We start from the raw sequence: 15,901 nt of genomic DNA on the forward strand, positions 1-15,901 counted from the left end.
CACGTCGTCGATCTCGTCGAGAATCGTGTCGACGTCCTCGCCGAGCTTCTCCCGTCGCTCCTGGCCGGCGGCGGCCGCGCCGCTGCCGTCCTCCTCGTCTCCACCGCCACCGCCCTGACGCTTGGTCTGCTCCTGCGACATGGCCGTTTCCTCCTCGCGCCTGGCCCGGCCGACACACCGCACGATGTGCCGAACCGGGTCCGGTAGCTCAAACCCTACTAGCGGATGACCCCAACGCGCGTGAGCAAGAGCGGATGCCGCGGCCCGCGTCCCGGACGACCGCCGCGTGCGCGGTGGTCAACCCCTGGTCAGGGCCTCGACCAGTTCCTCGGCGGTCGAGGAGCCGTCGATCAGCGCCCCGACGTGACGCCGGGTGCCGCGCAGCGGCTCCAGGGTCGGGATCCGCACGAGCGACTCCCGGCCGAGGTCGAAGATCACCGAGTCCCAGGAGGCGGCGGCCACCTCGGTCGGATAGCGCTCAAGACAGCGGCCGCGGAAGTAGGCCCGGGTGTCCTCCGGCGGCGCCTGCATCGCGGCGACGACCTGCTCCTCGGTGACCAGGCGCTTCATCGACCCACGGGCGACGAGGCGGTTGTACAGGCCCTTGGCCATCCGCACGTCGCTGTACTGCAGATCGACCAGCGCCAGCCGCCCGGAGCTCCATGCCAGCCCGTCGCGTTCCCGGTATCCCTCCAGCAGGCGCAGCTTGGCCGGCCAGTCGAGCCGGTCGGCGGTGCTCATCGGGTCGCGCGCAAGGTCGTCGAGGGCCTCCCCCCACAGGTGCAGCACCTCGGCGGTGTCGGCGTCGACGTCGGCGCCCTGGGTCTGTTCGACGTGCTTGCACGCCTTCTCGAAGTAGACGCGCTGGATGTCCAGCGCGGTGACCTTCCGGCCGTCGGAGAGCTCGACCGTGGTCGCGAGCGACGGGTCGCGGCTGATCTGGTGCACCGCGCGCACCGGCTCGGCCATCCGCAGCTCGTCGAACCGGATCCCCGCCTCGATCATGTCGAGCACCAGCGCCGCGCTGCCCACCTTGATCAGCGTGGCGTACTCGCTCATGTTCGCGTCACCGATGATGACGTGCAGCCGACGGTACTTGTCGGCGTCCGCGTGCGGCTCGTCGCGGGTGTTGATGATGCCCCGTTTGAGCGTGGTCTCCAGCCCCACCTCGACCTCGATGTAGTCGGCGCGCTGGGACAGCTGGTAGCCCGCGTCGTCGCCGGACGGCCCGATGCCCACCCGGCCCGCCCCGCAGATCACCTGCCGGGACACGAAGAACGGGGTCAGTCCCCCGACGATCGCGGGGAAGGTGGTCTGGCGCGACATCAGGTAGTTCTCATGCGAGCCGTAGCTGGCTCCCTTGCCGTCGACGTTGTTCTTGTAGAGCTGGATCCGTGGCGCCCCGGGCACGGTGGCCGCGCGGACCGCGGCCTCCTCCATCACCCGCTCCCCCGCCTTGTCCCAGATCACGACGTCGCGCGGGGTGGTCACCTCGGGTGTGGAGAACTCCGGATGGGCGTGGTCGACGTACAGCCGGGCCCCGTTGGTGAGAATGACGTTGGCGGCACCGAGGTCGTCGAGTTCGGAGTCGCCCTGAGCCGAGAGGGTGGGTGCGGAGAGGTCGAAGCCGCGGGCGTCGCGCAGTGGCGACTCGACCTCGTAGTCCCACCGGGCGCGTCGCGACCGTGGGATGTCGGCCGCGGCGGCGTAGGCCAGGACGATCTGGGTCGAGGTGATGACCGGGTTGGCGGTGGGGTCACCCGGCACCGAGATCCCGTATTCGACCTCGGTGCCCATGATCCTGCGGGCGGTCAAGACCGGCCCCCGACGACGTGCGAGTCCATGGGGTCGAGCCTATCTCCCGCCCGTGCCGAATGTTCGTCGCGCGCGGCGCGCGGGCACCACCGGATACGGTGGAGCGGTGAGCATCGAGGTTGCGCTGGGCGAGCTGGCCGAGACCCTGGTGAACTACCGATTCGCCTACCTGTTGACGGTCGGGAACCGCGAGCGGGCCCACGTCGTCGCCGTGACCCCGGTCCTGGAGGGCGACACCCTGCTGGTGCCCGAACCGGGGCGTACGACGCGAGCGAACCTCGGGACGCGCCCGTCGGCCACGTTGGTGTGGCCACCCGCCGAGCCCGACGGCTACACGCTGATCGTCGACGGGGCCGCCGAGCAGCGCGACGGGCGGCTGGCCGTCACGCCGAGCCGGGCCGTACTGCACCGCCCGGCGCCCGCCCCGGCGAGCGGGGCGGGCGGCTGCGCGTCGGACTGCATCGAGCTCCCCGTGCGCCCCGCCACCCCGAGCTGAGCCGCGAGGCCCTCAGAAGTTGATCATGTGGCCGGTCAGGCCGTGGATGGCCTCCTGCAACGCCTCGCTCAGGGTGGGGTGGGCGTGCACGTTGCGGGCCAGCTCGGTCGCCGTCAGGTCCCACTTCTGCGCCAGCGTCAGCTCCGGCAGCAGCTCGGTCACCTCGGGTCCGATGAGGTGCCCGCCGAGCAGCTCGCCGTAGGTGTCGTCGCTGATCAGCTTGACGAATCCGGCGGGCTCCCCCAGGCCCTGGGCCTTGCCGTTGGCGGTGAACGGGAACCGGGCGACCTTGACCTTCCAGCCCTTCTCCCCGGCCAGCGCCCTGGCCTGCTCCTCGGTGTAGCCGAAGCTCGCGACCTGCGGCTGGCAGAACGTCGCGCGCGGCATCATCGGGTAGTCGAGTTCCTGGGTCTGGGCCCCGGCGATGGTCTCGGCCGCGACGACGCCCTGCGCCTCGCCGACGTGGGCCAGCATGAGCTTGGCGGTGACATCGCCGATGGCGTACAGGTGCGGGACGGTGGTGCGCATGCGGTCATCGATCTGGATCGCGCCGCGGTCGGTCAGCTCGACACCGGTGTTCTCCAGGCCGTACCCCGTGGTGCGGGGAGTGAACCCGATGGCCTGCAGCACCTTGTCCGCCCGAAGCTCCCGGGTGGCGCCGTTGTTGTCCGACACCGTCACGCTGACCTGGTCAGCCGTGCCGTCGTCGATCGCCTCGACCTTCGTCGAGGTGAACACGTCGATCCCGGACCGCGTGTAGCGGCGCGCCAGCTCCTTGGACACGTCGGCGTCCTCCAGCGGCAGCATGCGGTCGAGGAACTCGACGATCGTGACGTGCACCCCGTAGTTGTGCAGCACATAGGCGAACTCGACCCCGATCGCGCCCGCACCCGCGATGATCACACTGCGGGGGAGCTCGCGGGTGAGGATCTGCTCCTCGTAGGTGACGACGCGTTCGGACAGCGACGTCCCCGGCAGCAGTTGGGCCTGCGCACCGGTGGCGATGATGACGTCCTCGAAGGTGATCACCTCGGTACCGCCGTCGGGGCGCGCGACCTGGAGCGTCCCGGCGTCGAGGAACGACCCGTGCCCGTCGAACTCGGTGATCTTGTTCTTCTTCATCAGGAAGTGCACGCCCTTGACCCGGCCGTCGGCGACGGTGCGGCTGCGGTCGAACGCGGCACCGAAGTTGACGCAGACCTCCCCGGAGATGCCGAAGGTCCGCGCCTCGTTGGTGATCAGGTGCGCGAGCTCGGCGTTGCGCAGCAGTGCCTTCGACGGGATGCATCCGACGTTCAGGCACACCCCGCCCCAGTACTTCTCCTCGACGATCGCGACGCTGCGGCCGAGTTGCGCCGCCCGGATCGCGGCGACGTACCCACCGGGGCCCGCCCCGAGAACGACGACGTCGAAATGTGCCGGCATGGGTTCAGCCTAGAGCCGCTGACCGCGCCGTTCCGGGTGTTATCGGGGCTGCTCCGCAGCGTCGGTGACGTCCGGGGTGAGGGGCCAGCGCGGTACCTGTGACAGGGCACCGACCAGCGTCTCGGCGATGTCGCGCAACGCGACCTGCTGCTCGGGGCTCAGATGGTCGAACAGGCTGGCCCGCACGCTCTCGACGTGACCGGGCGCCGCATTCTCCAGTACCGCCATGCCCTCGGGGGTGAGCTCGGCGAACGCGCCCCTGCGGTCGCTGGGGCAGGCCCGCCGCCGGACCCAGCCCGCCTCCTCCAGGCGCGCGACGGCGTGGGAGAGCCGACTGCGGGAGGACAGCGCCGTGCTCGCCAGCGTGCTCATCCGCAGGGTGTGATCGGGCGCCTCGCTCAACCGCACCAGGATCTCGTAGTACGCCAACGGCATGCCCGACTCCTGCGACAGCTGGCGCTCGACGCGCTCGAGAACGAGGCGGTTCGCGGTCAGGAACGCCCGCCAGGTGCGCTGTTCGTCGGCATCGAGCCATCGGGTGTGCTCCACGCCACCTCCAAAATCATTGAACGCTCAACCTTGTGCTATTAGTGTATCGCTCAACAGATGAACGTTCAGCTATCTTGGGAGAACCGATGACCGCAGCAGCCAGCACCCAGATCCCCGGCTACGTGACGGGCACCTGGGACATCGACCCGGCTCACTCCGACATCTCGTTCACCGTCCGGCACATGATGGTGAGCAAGGTACGCGGCCACTTCGACGTCTTCAGCGGTGAGATCGTCACCCGGGACGACCTGACGTCCTCGAGCGTGACCGCCACCATCGACGCGAGGTCGATCGACACCAACAACGACCAGCGGGACGAGCACATTCGCTCAACCGACTTCTTCGACGTCGCCAACCACCCGCAGTGGACGTTCCGCTCCACCGGCCTGCGCGCCGAGCGGGCGGGGTATGTCCTGGACGGCGAGCTGACCATCAAGGGCGTCACCAGGCCGGTCGCGCTCGACCTCGAGATCGGCGGCTTCGGCGCGGACGCCTGGGGTGGCACCCGGGCCGGGTTCACCGCCACCACCACGATCAACCGCAACGACTTCGGGGTCGACATCGCGATGCCGCTCGACGGCGGCGGGGTGGTCGTGAGCGACAAGGTGCAGATCACCCTGGAGATCCAGGCCGTGCTGCGAGCGGGCTGAACCGACTCCGGCGCAGTCGTGCGGTGGTGTCCGGGCCTTATGCAGCGGGTCCTGCCCGATGGCTGCATGGATCTGATGTGGATCGACTCCACGCTCATGGTCGCCGGACCGGACACCACCGCCCACCTTGCTCGCCTGGCGCCGGGCAGCACGATCACCGGGCTGCGGCTGCGCCCCGGCATCGCCGCCTGCCTCCTGGCGACCTCCGCCGAGGAGCTGCGCAACCAGCGGGTGCCGCTGGGCTGGTCGGTCCGTTCACTGCACCGGCGCTGCCTGGCCGCGTTCGGCTATGGCCCGGCCGTGCTGCGCCGGATCCTGCACTTCCGCGCCGCCCTGCGGCTCGCCGATGCCGGAGTGCCCGCCGCCGAGGTCGCCGCCCGCTGCGGGTACGCCGACCAGCCGCATCTGAGCCGCGAGGTCCGCGCGCTGGCCGGAGTCCCGCTGGGTCAGCTGCTGGCCGGCAGGGGTGCGAACAGATCCACGCCGTTGCCGTCCGGATCGTGCACCACGGCGTAGCGCTGACCCCAGAACGCATCGAACGGGGCCAGCTCGCCGTGGTGGCCGGCCGCCGTGACCTGCGCGTACGCAGCGTCCACCGCGGCGGCGTCCGGGAGCCGGAAGGCCAGGCTCATCCGCCCGGTACCCGGCCGCCAGTCGGAGTGGAACGAGCGGATCGTCTCCTCGGTGTCGAAAATCAGGCGCAGCCCGCCGGGCAGCCCGACCTCCACATGCGGCTGTGAGCCCGCGTCGGCCGGCACCGCCAGGCCCAGCAGGCGGTAGAACATCAGCGACCTGCCCATGTCCGCGGTGACGATGCCGATCACGTCCAGCCTCGCCTCGATGCTGCTCATGAAGGGGACGCTATGGCGTGGCGGCGGTCCTGTCATGAACGGATCGGACACGGACGCGCCCGGGAGCCATGACCCGCTCCGGTGTGGTGCGACGGCTCGGCCCGAACAGCCCGACCACGACGAGGGGCCCCGCCGTGCCACGGCGGGGCCCCTCGCGACGGACCGCTACAGGTACTGGCCGGTGTTCGAGGCGGTGTCGATCGCCCGCCCGGTCTCGGCGCTCTTGCCGGTGACCAGGGTGCGGATGTAGACGATCCGCTCGCCCTTCTTGCCCGAGATCCGCGCCCAGTCGTCCGGGTTGGTCGTGTTGGGCAGGTCCTCGTTCTCGGCGAACTCGTCGACGATCGCATCGAGCAGATGCTGCACGCGCAGGCCCGGCTGCCCCGTCTCGAGCACCGACTTGATCGCCGACTTCTTGGACCGGTCGACGATGTTCTGGATCATCGCGCCCGAGTTGAAGTCCTTGAAGTACAAGGTCTCCTTGTCCCCGTTGGCGTAGGTGACCTCAAGGAACCGGTTCTCCTCGGACTCGTCGTACATCCGCTCGACCACACGCTGAATCATCGCGTCGACGCAGGCCTTGCGGTTGCCGCCGAACTCGGCGAGGTCGTCGTCGTGGATCGGCAGTGTCTCGGTCAGGTACTTGGAGAAGATGTCTCGCGCCGCCTCGGCGTCCGGCCGCTCGATCTTGATCTTCACGTCGAGCCTGCCCGGGCGCAGGATCGCGGGGTCGATCATGTCCTCGCGGTTCGAGGCGCCGATGACGATGACGTTCTCCAGGCCCTCGACGCCGTCGATCTCGCTCAGCAGCTGGGGCACGATCGTCGTCTCGACGTCGGAGGACACCCCCGAACCGCGGGTGCGGAAGATCGAGTCCATCTCGTCGAAGAAGACGATGACCGGAGTGCCCTCCGACGCCTTCTCGCGGGCCCGCTGGAAGATCAACCGAATGTGCCGCTCGGTTTCCCCGACGAACTTGTTGAGCAGCTCCGGTCCCTTGATGTTCAGGAAGAAGGACTTGGCCTCGTCCGGGTCGTCGCCGCGGACCGAGGCCACCTTCTTCGCGAGCGAGTTCGCCACCGCTTTCGCGATGAGTGTCTTGCCGCAGCCGGGCGGACCGTAGAGCAACACGCCCTTGGGCGGGCGCAGCTCGTACTCGCGGAACAGCTCACCGTGCAGGAACGGCAGTTCGACCGCATCGCGGATCTGCTCGATCTGCCGGAACAGGCCGCCGATGTCGTCGTAGGCGACGTCGGGCACCTCCTCCAGCACGAGGTCCTCGACCTCGGCCTTCGGCACCCGCTCGTAGGCGTAGCCGGCCTTGGTGTCCACCAGCAGCGAGTCTCCGGGCTTGAGCGACACCGCGTCCGGGTCGTCCGCGCTCGGGAACAGCGGGTCGGCGAGCCAGACCACCCGCTCCTCGTCGGCATGCCCGACCACCAGGGCGCGTCCGGCGATGCCGTCCCCGGTCGGCTCGGACAGCACCTCGCGCAACGCGCACACCTCGCCGATGCGCTCGAACTCGCCGGCCTCGACGACGGTGAGCGCCTCGTTGAGCCGCACGGTCTGCCCGCTGCGCAGCTCCTCGGTCGAGACGGCCGGAGACACCGCCACACGCATCCGCCGCCCCGAGGTGAACACGTCCACCGTCTCGTCGGGATAGCGGGCCAGGAAGACCCCGTAGCCGCTGGGTGGCTGGGCGAGCCGGTCCACCTCCTCGCGCAGGGCGACGAGCTGGCTGCGCGCCTCCTTGAGCGTCTCGGTCAGTTTCTCGTTGCGGGCACTGAGCTGAGAGAGCCTGCTCGCCGACTCCGCGAGCCGCTGTTCCAGGATCCGGGTGTGCCGGGGGGATTCCGTGAGCTTGCGCCGCAGCAGCGCAACCTCTTCCTCGAGGAAGCGGATCTGGGCGCTCGCCTCAGCAGGAGTCAGATTCCCGTGGTCACCTGAGCTGTGCCTGCCGGGACCGTCGTCGTAGGGGTTCACGGCGTCCTCCCTCCGTGTTCCGTTTCCATACGGTACCTGCGAACCCGATCCGCGGCCGTGCGGCGAATCGGTGATCCATCACTCAGCCGGACGGCACCTTGACCCGGCATCCATGTCTGCTTTCCGTAACCACAGGTGCGTGAGGATACGGCCTAGTTCGCCTCACCGGCTCGTCGGTCGGCGTTGCGGGCGCGGCGGTACCACCCCTTCAGCGAGGCGTCGCGCCGTTACCAGAAACGCTGTGTGACCGATCATCCGATGCTCCGGCCGGACGGCGAGCCCGACCACGTGCCAGGGCCTGACCAGCGACTCCCACGCCTGGGGCTCGGTCCAGCACTGCTGTTCGCGCAGCGCTTCCATGAGCCTCGACAGTTGCGTGGTCGTGGCGACGTAACCGACAAACACCCCACCGGGAACGAGCGCCTCCCGGACGGTCTGCAGGCCTTCCCACGGGGCGAGCATGTCGAGAATCACACGGTCGACCTCGCCGACGTGAGTACGCAGATCGGCGACCTCCAGCGTCCAGTTGGGTGGGATCTGCCCGAAGAACCGTCGCACATTGTGTTCGGCATGCTCGGCGTGGTCGGCGCGGATCTCATAGGAGATGACGCTGCCCTCGGGCCCGACCGCCTGCAGCAGCGAACACGTCAACGCGCCGGAGCCCGCGCCCGCCTCCAACACCCGGGCGCCGGGGAACACGTCGCCCCACATGAGGATCTGCGCGGCGTCCTTCGGGTAGATGACCTGTGCCCCACGCGGCATCGACAGCACATAGTCAGGCAGCAGCGGGCGCAGTGCGAGGTACGGCGTGCCGACCGGGGAGACGATCAGACTGCCCTCGGGTTTGCCGATCAGATCGTCGTGGGCCAGCCCGCCGCGGTGGGTGTGGTAATGCTTGCCCTCCTCCAGCACCAGGGTGTACTTGCGCCCCTTCGGATCGGTGAGCTGGACCCGGTCACCGGGGCGGAACGGGCCCCGGCGGGACGTGACACGCGGAGCGGGAGCGGGCTCGAACACGAGGGGGAACGCTATCCGGTGCGGGTGCGGCCCCGCCGCTGCGCCCCATCCGGCCGCCGTCTCGAGCTCACGGGACGAGCGCGCACCGGCCGGAAGTGTCGGCGCAATCGCCTACCGTGAGCGCCGTGATCGAGATCGCCGCCCAGCCGGCACCCGCCCGGCGGCGCCCCGCGCTGTCGCCGTCGCGGGCCGGTGACTTCAAGCAATGCCCGCTGCTCTACCGCTTCCGGGCGATCGACCGGCTGCCCGAGAAGCCCAGCCGGGCGCAGATCCGCGGCACTGTGGTGCACGCCGTTCTGGAGCGGCTCTTCGAGCTGCCCGCCGCCGAGCGGCTGCCCGCGGCGGCACGGGCGATGGTCGAACCCGTGTGGACCGACCTGCTGGAGCACATGCCCGGGCTGCTGACGGACCTGTTCACCGGGCCGGCGGATCCGGAACTGCGGGCCTGGTTGGACTCGGCCGGCGACCTGCTCGAGGCCTACTTCCGGCTCGAGGACCCGCGCCGGCTGGAGCCCGAGGCTCGGGAGCTGCTGGTGGAGACCGAGCTCGACTCGGGGCTGTTGCTGCGCGGCTACATCGACCGGCTCGACGTCGCACCCACCGGGCAGATCCGCGTCGTCGACTACAAGACCGGCGCGGCCCCGCGGGAGGTGGCCGAGGCGAGGGCCTTGTTCCAGATGAAGTTCTACGCATTGGCGCTGCTCCAGCTGCGCGGTGTGGTGCCCACCCAGCTCCGGCTGATCTACCTGGCCGACGAGGAGGCGCTGACCTACCGGCCCGACGAGACGGAGCTGCGGCGGTTCGAACGCACCCTCGACGCGATCTGGGAGGCCATCCTGCGCGCCGGTCGCGACGGCGACTTTCGGCCCAACCCCAGCAGGCTGTGTGACTGGTGCAGCCACCGCCCGCTCTGCCCGGCCTGGGACGGCACGCCCCCGGAGTATCCGGGCTGGCCGGATCCGGACCGGTCCGACGGCCCCGGCGGGGCCGACGTCGAGACCCTCGTCGAACGCACCGACTGAGCCGGAGGCAGGATCGGTCGGGTGAGCGAGCTCGAACCTTTCTACAAGCCGCTGGACGACCCCGGCGGTACCCGCTTCTACGCCACCTTCTCCACGACCGGTCCGTGGTTCGCCGATGCCCAGCATCTGGGCCCGCCCACCGCGTTGCTCATCCGCGCCCTCGAGCGCTGCCCACAGAGCAGGCCGGACACAGCGCCGATGGAGCTGTCCCGGATCACCGTCGAGGTGCTGGGGCCGGTCCCGGCCGCCGAGGTCTCGGTGCACGCCCAGCTCGAGCGGCCCGGCCGCACGATCGAGCTGCTCGCCGCGGAGATGACCGCGGGCGGACGGGCCGTGCTGCGGGCGCGGGCGTGGCGACTCGCGGCCGGCGACACCGCCGCGGTGGCCGTCGGGCACGCCGAGCCGCTGCCCGGGCCGGAGAAGGCGGCGACCCGCTCGGAGCGGCCCGACGGCTGGTTGCCCGGTTTCATGGACGCGATGGAATGGCGGTTCTTCCGGGGATCGCTGGGGACGCCGGGCCCCGGAGTCGCGTGGATGCGCCAGCGAGTGCCGCTCATCGACGGCGAGGAGCCCAGCGCCCTGCAGCGGCTCGCGGTCGTGGCCGACTCGGCCAACGGCGTCGCCGCCGTGCTGGACATGCGGCAGTGGCTGTTCGTCAACACCGAACTGACAATTCACCTGCATCGGCCGCCCACCGGCGAATGGATCGGCCTGGACGCCGCGACGGTGGTCGGCCCACGCGGCTGTGGAACGGTGGCGGCGACGCTGTTCGACGGCTCGGGGCACGTTGGGCGCGTGGCCCAGAGCCTGACGATCCGCCCCAGATGATCGCGTCTCGTGAGCGCGGCACGGTGTGCGAACACTGCGCCGCACTCACGGTGTCGAGTCAGCGGTCCGATGCGCGGCTATCGACGGCGCGGCAGGAGCGAATCTCGGAGGAGAGGATGGCGCGGGCACCGAGGTCGGCGAGCTGATCCATCACGGCGTTGGCGCATCTGCGGCGCACCATCGAACGGACCGCGACCCAGTTCGGGTCCGCGAGCGGGGAGATCGTCGGGGCCTGCAACCCCGGGGTGATCCGCTTGGCCTCCTCCAGCACCCGCAGCGGACAGTCGTAGTCGAGCATCAGGTACTGCCGGGCGTACACGACGCCACGCAACCGTTCGGTGAAGATGGCCTTGGCCCGCTTGATCTCGTCGCTCTCGACCCGATCCGGCCGCGGCTCGCGCTCGATGAGGGTGGCCTCGGACTCGGCGATCGGCTCGCCAATGACCTTCAGTCCGTGCTGGCGCAGGGTGCGGCCGGAGGACACCACGTCGGCGATGGCGTCGGCGAGGCCGAGCTGCACCGAGATCTCCACCGCACCGTCCAGCTTGATGATCTTCGCGCCGATCCGCTTGCCACTCAGATGCGAGCGGACCAGCCGCGGGTACGACGTCGCGATGGTCTTGCCGTCCAGGTCCTCGAGCTTCCAATCGAACTTCGCGGGCGCCGCGAACCGGAACTTCGACGCCCCGAAGCCGAGCGCCAGCACCGTGTGGACCTGGCTGCCCGACTCCTCCATCAGATCGTGTCCGGTCACCCCGAGCTGCAGGTCGCCGGAACCGACGTAGGTTGCGATGTCCTTGGGCCGCAGGTAGAAGAACTCGATCCCGTTCTCGTCGTCGATCACGCTGAGATCGCGCGAGTCGGAGCGCTGCCGGTAGCCCGCCTCCCGCATCATCGTGGCCGCGGGCTCGGCGAGGGTGCCCTTGTTCGGGAGGGCGACGCGCAGCATGGGACTTCCTCTTTCCGGTACAGCGATCGTCGTGGTGCGGGCTACAGGAACTTGTAGATGTCGTCGAGGGTGAGCCCGCGACCGAGCATCAGCACCTGGACGCGGTAGAGGAGCTGCGAGATCTCCTCGGCAAGTGCGTCGTCGGACTCGTGTTCGGCCGCCAGCCAGACCTCGCCGGCCTCCTCCAGCAGCTTCTTGCCCTGCGCGTGGACACCGGCGGCGAGCGCGGCCACCGTTCCCGATCCGGCTGCGCCACTGGCCGCCTTCTCGGTGAGCTCGGCGAACAGCTCGTCGAAGGTCTTCACGTCGATTATCCCCTTGGTGTCAGGCGCCGCTCGGTGCCCGTCAGTCTTCTCTGCCCCCGCGCCCCGCCACGTCGCGGCCGGCCCGTCGTGCTGCTATCGGGTCGCGCCGTGCGCCGGGCGGCGGGGCGGATCCGACGGATCCCCAGCTCAGGGCGCCGTCGGCACGAACAGGACGCCGGTGAGCGGATCGTGCGGTGGGTCCAACGGTCGCACTGGACGGTAGCGGCGGGCCCTCGGCGGCGCGCGGAGGACCCCGGGAAGCCGACTCCCGACGTCCTGTGACATTCCTCGCGCCGCATCGTTACCGCCGGTCAGCATGCCCTGTGAGTGCGTAACAGTGTTCTTACACTGTTACGCACTCACAGGGGTGGTCAGCCTGCGTTGAAGTACTTCGCCTCCGGGTGGTGGGACACCAGCGCGTCGGTCGACTGCTCGGGATGCAACTGCAGCTCCTCGGACAGCTCGACGCCGATCCGGGTCGGCTCGAGGAGCTCGATGATCTTGTGCCGGTCCTCGAGGTTGGGGCACGCCCCGTAACCCAGGGAGTAGCGGGCACCGCGGTAGCCGAGCCGGAAGAACTCCTCGACGTCGTCGGGGTCCTCGGCCGACACCGAACCGCCCGCAGGCCAGGTCAGCTCCTCGCGGATCCGCCGGTGCCAGTACTCGGCCAACGCCTCGGTCAGCTGCACGCCGAGGCCGTGCACCTCCAGGTAGTCCCGGTAGGCGTCCTTGGCGAACAGCTCCGCCGCGTACTGGGCGATCGGGCTGCCCATGGTCACCAGGTGCAGGGGAAGCACGTCCACCTCACCGTTCGCCGCGGCGAGCTCCCGCGGGCGCCAGAAGTCGGCGAGGCACAGGTGCCGGTCACGCCGCTGGCGCGGGAAGCGGAACCGGAAGCGATCGGGCGCGTCGGCCCGTGGCTCGGTCAGGACCACGAGCTCGTCGAGTTCGGCGACGGCCGGGAAGTACCCGTAGACGACCGCGGCGTGTGCGAGCACCCCCTCGGTCGCCAGCCGCTCCAACCAGTAGCGCAGCCGCGGCCTGCCCTCGGTCTCGACAAGCTCGGCGTAGGACGGGCCGGACCCGCCCTTGGCGCCGCGCAGCCCCCACTGGCCGAGGAACAGCGCGCGCTCGTCGATCATGCCGGAGTACTCGGCCAGCGCGATCCCGCGCGCCACCCGCGTGCCCCAGAACGGCGGAGTGGGCAGCGGATTGTCCGAGGCCACGTCGGACCGCTCCGGAAGCGGCCCGGCCGCCTCGGCCTCGGCGGCCTTGCGTTTGGCCGCGATCCGCCTGGAGCGCTCGTGGCGGGCCTTGCGCTCGGCGGCCTTCGCCTCCTCCTGCGCATCGACCTGCGGCGCGTCGCCGCGGGCCCGGGCCATCGTGGCGTCCATCAGCCGCAGGCCCTCGAACGCGTCGCGGGCGTACGAGACCCGCCCCTCGTAGACCTCGGAGAGATCGTTCTCGACATAGGAGCGGGTCAGCGCGGCTCCGCCGAGCAACACCGGCAACCGCTGCGCGACCCCCCGGGAGTTCATCTCCTGGAGGTTCTCCTTCATCACCACCGTCGACTTGACCAGCAGTCCGGACATGCCCACGGCGTGGGCGTGGTGCTCCTCGGCGGCGCCCAGGATCGCCGAGATCGGCTGCTTGATGCCGAGGTTGACGACCGTGTAACCGTTGTTGCTGAGGATGATGTCGACGAGGTTCTTGCCGATGTCGTGCACGTCGCCCTTCACCGTGGCCAGCACGATGGTCCCCTTGCCCGACGCGTCGGACTTCTCCATATGGGGTTCGAGGTGCGCGACGGCGCTCTTCATCACCTCGGCGCTCTGCAACACGAAGGGCAGCTGCATCTGTCCGGAGCCGAACAGGTCGCCGACCGTCTTCATGCCCGCCAGCAGCGTGTCGTTGATGATCTCCAGCGCCGGCCGCTCCCGCAGCGCCGCGTCGAGATCCTCCTCCAACCCGCCGCGTTCGCCGTCGACGATGCGCCGCTCCAGCCGCTCGAACAGCGGCAGCGCCGCGAGCTCCTCGGCCCGGCCCGCCTTGGCCGAGGACGCCGTGACCCCGGCGAACAGCTCCATGAACCGGCTCAGCGGGTCGTAGGCCCCGTCGGGCCCCGTCCGGCGCCGGTCATAGACCAGATCGAGCGCGACGGCGCGCTGCTCGTCGGGGATCTTCGACATCGGCAGGATCTTCGACGCGTGCACGATCGCGGTGTCGAGTCCCGCGTTCACACACTCGTGCAGGAACACCGAGTTGAGCACCTGCCGGGCGGCGGCGTTGAGCCCGAAGGACACGTTGGAGATGCCCAGCGTGGTCTGCACCTCCGGATGGCGCCGCTTGATCTCGCGGATGGCCTCGATGGTCTCCAGCGCGTCGCGGCGAACCTCCTCCTGCCCGGTGGTGATCGGGAAGGTCAGGGTGTCGACGACGATGTCGCAGACCCGCATCCCGTGGTTGGTGGTCAGGTCGCCGATCAGCCGGTCGGCCACCCGGACCTTCCACTCCGCGGTACGGGCCTGCCCCTGCTCGTCGATGCACAGCGCGACGACCGCGGCACCGTGCTCGCGGACCAGCGCCATCGCCCGCTGGAACCGCGAGCCCGGGCCGTCGCCGTCCTCGTAGTTGACCGAGTTGACGATGCAGCGCCCGCCGAGCCGCTCGAGGCCCGCCTTGAGCACCTCGGGCTCGGTAGAGTCGATCATGATGGGCAGGGTCGAGGCGGTGGCCAGCCGACCGGCCAGCTCCGCCATGTCGGCGGCGCCGTCGCGGCCGACGTAGTCGACGTTCAGATCGATCATGTGGGCGCCGTCGCGGGTCTGCTCGCGGGCGATCGCGACACAGTCCTCCCAGGCCTCCGCGATCATCGCCTCGCGGAAGGCCTTGGAGCCGTTGGCGTTGGTGCGCTCCCCGACCATGAGCACCGAGGTGTCCTGGCGGAACGGCACCGCGGAGTACAGCGAGCTCACCCCCGGCTCCGGGCGCGGGCTGCGCGCCGCGGGGGTCACCGTCGGGATGGCCTGCGCGACCGCGGCGACGTGCTCCGGGGTCGTCCCACAGCAGCCGCCGACCAGGCGCAGCCCGTAGTCGCGGACGAACGTGGCGAGCGCCTCGGCCAACTCGTCGGGGGTGAGCGGGTACTCGGCGCCGCGCGGACCCAGTCGTGGCAGACCCGCGTTGGGCATCACCGACAGCGGGATTCGGGCGTGCTTGGCCAGCGTGCGCAGGTGCTCGCTCATCTCGGCGGGACCGGTGGCGCAGTTGAGCCCGATGAGATCAACGCCCAGCGGTTCGATCGCGGTGAGCGCGGCACCGATCTCGCTGCCCAGCAGCATCGTGCCGGTCGTCTCGACGGTGACCTGCGTGATCAGCGGGATCCGCCGACCCTCCAGCTCCATCGCCCGGCGCAGGCCCAGCACCGCGGCCTTGACCTGCAGCAGGTCCTGGCAGGTCTCGATGACGCAGGCGTCGGTACCACCGGCAAGCAGGCCGCGCCCGCATTCGGTGTAGGCGTCACGCAGCCGGGCGAAGGTCTCATGGCCCAGCGTCGGGAGCTTGGTGCCGGGGCCGACGGAGCCGAGCACGTAGCGTGGGCGGTCCGCTGTCGACAGCTCGTCGGCGACCTCGCGGGCGAGCCGCGCGCCCTTCTCGGCGAGCTCCCGGATCCGCTCGGCGATCTGGTACTCGGCGAGGTTGGGCAGGTTCGCCCCGAACGTGTTGGTCTCGACCGCGTCCGCGCCGGCCTCCAGGTAGGCGCGATGGATGTGTTGTATGACGTCTGGTCGGGTGTCGTTGAGGATCTCGTTACAGCCGTCGAGTCCCCCGAAGTCGTCCACGGTCAGCTCGACAGCCTGCAACATCGTGCCCATGGCGCCGTCGGCGACGACGACGCGCTCGGCCAAGGTGTCGAGCAAAGTGGTATCGAACTCGCGGGAAGCCACAGCGGGTGTCTGAGATGCCACGATGAAGAGGTTAGCCGCTCGGGGCCCAGGACCCTCGCGATAT

Annotated in this window: 15 protein-coding genes; 5 read left to right on the plus strand and 10 right to left on the minus strand. The window is 70.1% G+C overall.

All coding sequences use genetic code 11. The features are described from left to right. Together ACFQE5_RS10930 and dop are read right to left on the minus strand one after the other, a co-directional pair. A partial coding sequence (locus ACFQE5_RS10930; RefSeq protein WP_379585055.1) for a ubiquitin-like protein Pup occupies positions 1-141 on the minus strand: 141 nt, incomplete at its 3' end. A 156-nt stretch (positions 142-297) separates the two neighbouring features. Then, entirely contained in the window at positions 298-1,797 is a 1,500-nt protein-coding gene (gene dop, locus ACFQE5_RS10935; protein ID WP_379585056.1) for a depupylase/deamidase Dop, read from the minus strand. A 124-nt stretch (positions 1,798-1,921) separates the two neighbouring features. Here dop and ACFQE5_RS10940 point away from each other — a divergent pair, with 124 nt between their 5' ends. Continuing rightward, positions 1,922-2,311 carry a hypothetical protein gene (locus ACFQE5_RS10940; protein ID WP_379584750.1) on the plus strand — a complete coding sequence of 130 codons (390 nt, stop codon included), beginning with the start codon at positions 1,922-1,924 and terminating at the stop codon, positions 2,309-2,311. A gap of 12 nt (positions 2,312-2,323) precedes the next feature. Here ACFQE5_RS10940 and lpdA read toward each other — a convergent pair whose 3' ends face one another. Further along, positions 2,324-3,736, minus strand: coding sequence for a dihydrolipoyl dehydrogenase (gene lpdA / locus ACFQE5_RS10945; RefSeq protein ID WP_379584751.1), 1,413 nt, complete (start codon positions 3,734-3,736; stop codon positions 2,324-2,326). Positions 3,737-3,775: 39 nt separating this feature from the next. Further along, on the minus strand, positions 3,776-4,285 hold the full coding sequence (locus ACFQE5_RS10950; protein WP_379584752.1) for a MarR family winged helix-turn-helix transcriptional regulator: 510 nt from the start codon (positions 4,283-4,285) through the stop codon (positions 3,776-3,778). Between the two features lie 86 nt (positions 4,286-4,371). Here ACFQE5_RS10950 and ACFQE5_RS10955 point away from each other — a divergent pair, with 86 nt between their 5' ends. After that, the gene (locus ACFQE5_RS10955) at positions 4,372-4,935 is read left to right on the plus strand and encodes a YceI family protein (protein ID WP_379584753.1); all 564 of its coding nucleotides are present in this window, start codon (positions 4,372-4,374) and stop codon (positions 4,933-4,935) included. Positions 4,936-4,974: 39 nt separating this feature from the next. Then, positions 4,975-5,451, plus strand: coding sequence for a helix-turn-helix domain-containing protein (locus tag ACFQE5_RS10960; protein WP_379584754.1), 477 nt, complete (start codon positions 4,975-4,977; stop codon positions 5,449-5,451). Here the strand turns inward: ACFQE5_RS10960 and ACFQE5_RS10965 are convergent. The 3 genes from ACFQE5_RS10965 to ACFQE5_RS10975 form a co-directional block, all read right to left on the minus strand. After that, positions 5,382-5,786: a VOC family protein gene (locus tag ACFQE5_RS10965; RefSeq protein ID WP_379584755.1), complete on the minus strand. Its 405-nt coding sequence runs from the start codon at positions 5,784-5,786 to the stop codon at positions 5,382-5,384. The genes ACFQE5_RS10960 and ACFQE5_RS10965 overlap by 70 nt on opposite strands. A 165-nt stretch (positions 5,787-5,951) precedes the next feature. Further along, positions 5,952-7,715, minus strand: a complete 1,764-nt coding sequence (gene arc / locus ACFQE5_RS10970) for a proteasome ATPase (protein ID WP_379585057.1) — start codon at positions 7,713-7,715, stop codon at positions 5,952-5,954. 216 nt (positions 7,716-7,931) lie between these two features. Then, a complete protein-coding gene (locus tag ACFQE5_RS10975) occupies positions 7,932-8,786 on the minus strand; it encodes a tRNA (adenine-N1)-methyltransferase (RefSeq protein ID WP_379584756.1) in 855 nt (284 codons plus the stop codon). Between the two features lie 116 nt (positions 8,787-8,902). On the opposite strand from ACFQE5_RS10975, the gene ACFQE5_RS10980 reads away from it, so the two are divergent. Together ACFQE5_RS10980 and ACFQE5_RS10985 are read left to right on the plus strand one after the other, a co-directional pair. Beyond that, positions 8,903-9,808 (plus strand): RecB family exonuclease, encoded by a 906-nt coding sequence (locus ACFQE5_RS10980; RefSeq protein WP_379584757.1) that lies wholly within the window; start codon positions 8,903-8,905, stop codon positions 9,806-9,808. Between the two features lie 21 nt (positions 9,809-9,829). Then, positions 9,830-10,636 carry a thioesterase family protein gene (locus tag ACFQE5_RS10985; RefSeq protein WP_379584758.1) on the plus strand — a complete coding sequence of 269 codons (807 nt, stop codon included), beginning with the start codon at positions 9,830-9,832 and terminating at the stop codon, positions 10,634-10,636. Positions 10,637-10,694: 58 nt separating this feature from the next. On the opposite strand, the gene hisG is transcribed toward ACFQE5_RS10985, so the two are convergent. The 3 genes from hisG to metH all read right to left on the minus strand — a co-directional run bounded on the left by hisG (position 10,695) and on the right by metH (position 15,837). Continuing rightward, a complete protein-coding gene (hisG, locus tag ACFQE5_RS10990) occupies positions 10,695-11,585 on the minus strand; it encodes an ATP phosphoribosyltransferase (protein ID WP_379584759.1) in 891 nt (296 codons plus the stop codon). A 41-nt stretch (positions 11,586-11,626) separates the two neighbouring features. Continuing rightward, complete coding sequence (locus tag ACFQE5_RS10995) at positions 11,627-11,890, minus strand: phosphoribosyl-ATP diphosphatase (protein WP_379584760.1); 264 nt, start codon at positions 11,888-11,890, stop codon at positions 11,627-11,629. A 371-nt stretch (positions 11,891-12,261) separates the two neighbouring features. Next, positions 12,262-15,837, minus strand: coding sequence for a methionine synthase (metH, locus tag ACFQE5_RS11000; RefSeq protein WP_379585058.1), 3,576 nt, complete (start codon positions 15,835-15,837; stop codon positions 12,262-12,264). Between the last annotated feature and the right edge of the window lie 64 nt (positions 15,838-15,901).

The sequence above is a fragment of the Pseudonocardia hispaniensis genome, from assembly GCF_042658695.1.
GTDB classification, from domain to species: Bacteria; Actinomycetota; Actinomycetes; order Mycobacteriales; family Pseudonocardiaceae; genus Pseudonocardia; species Pseudonocardia hispaniensis.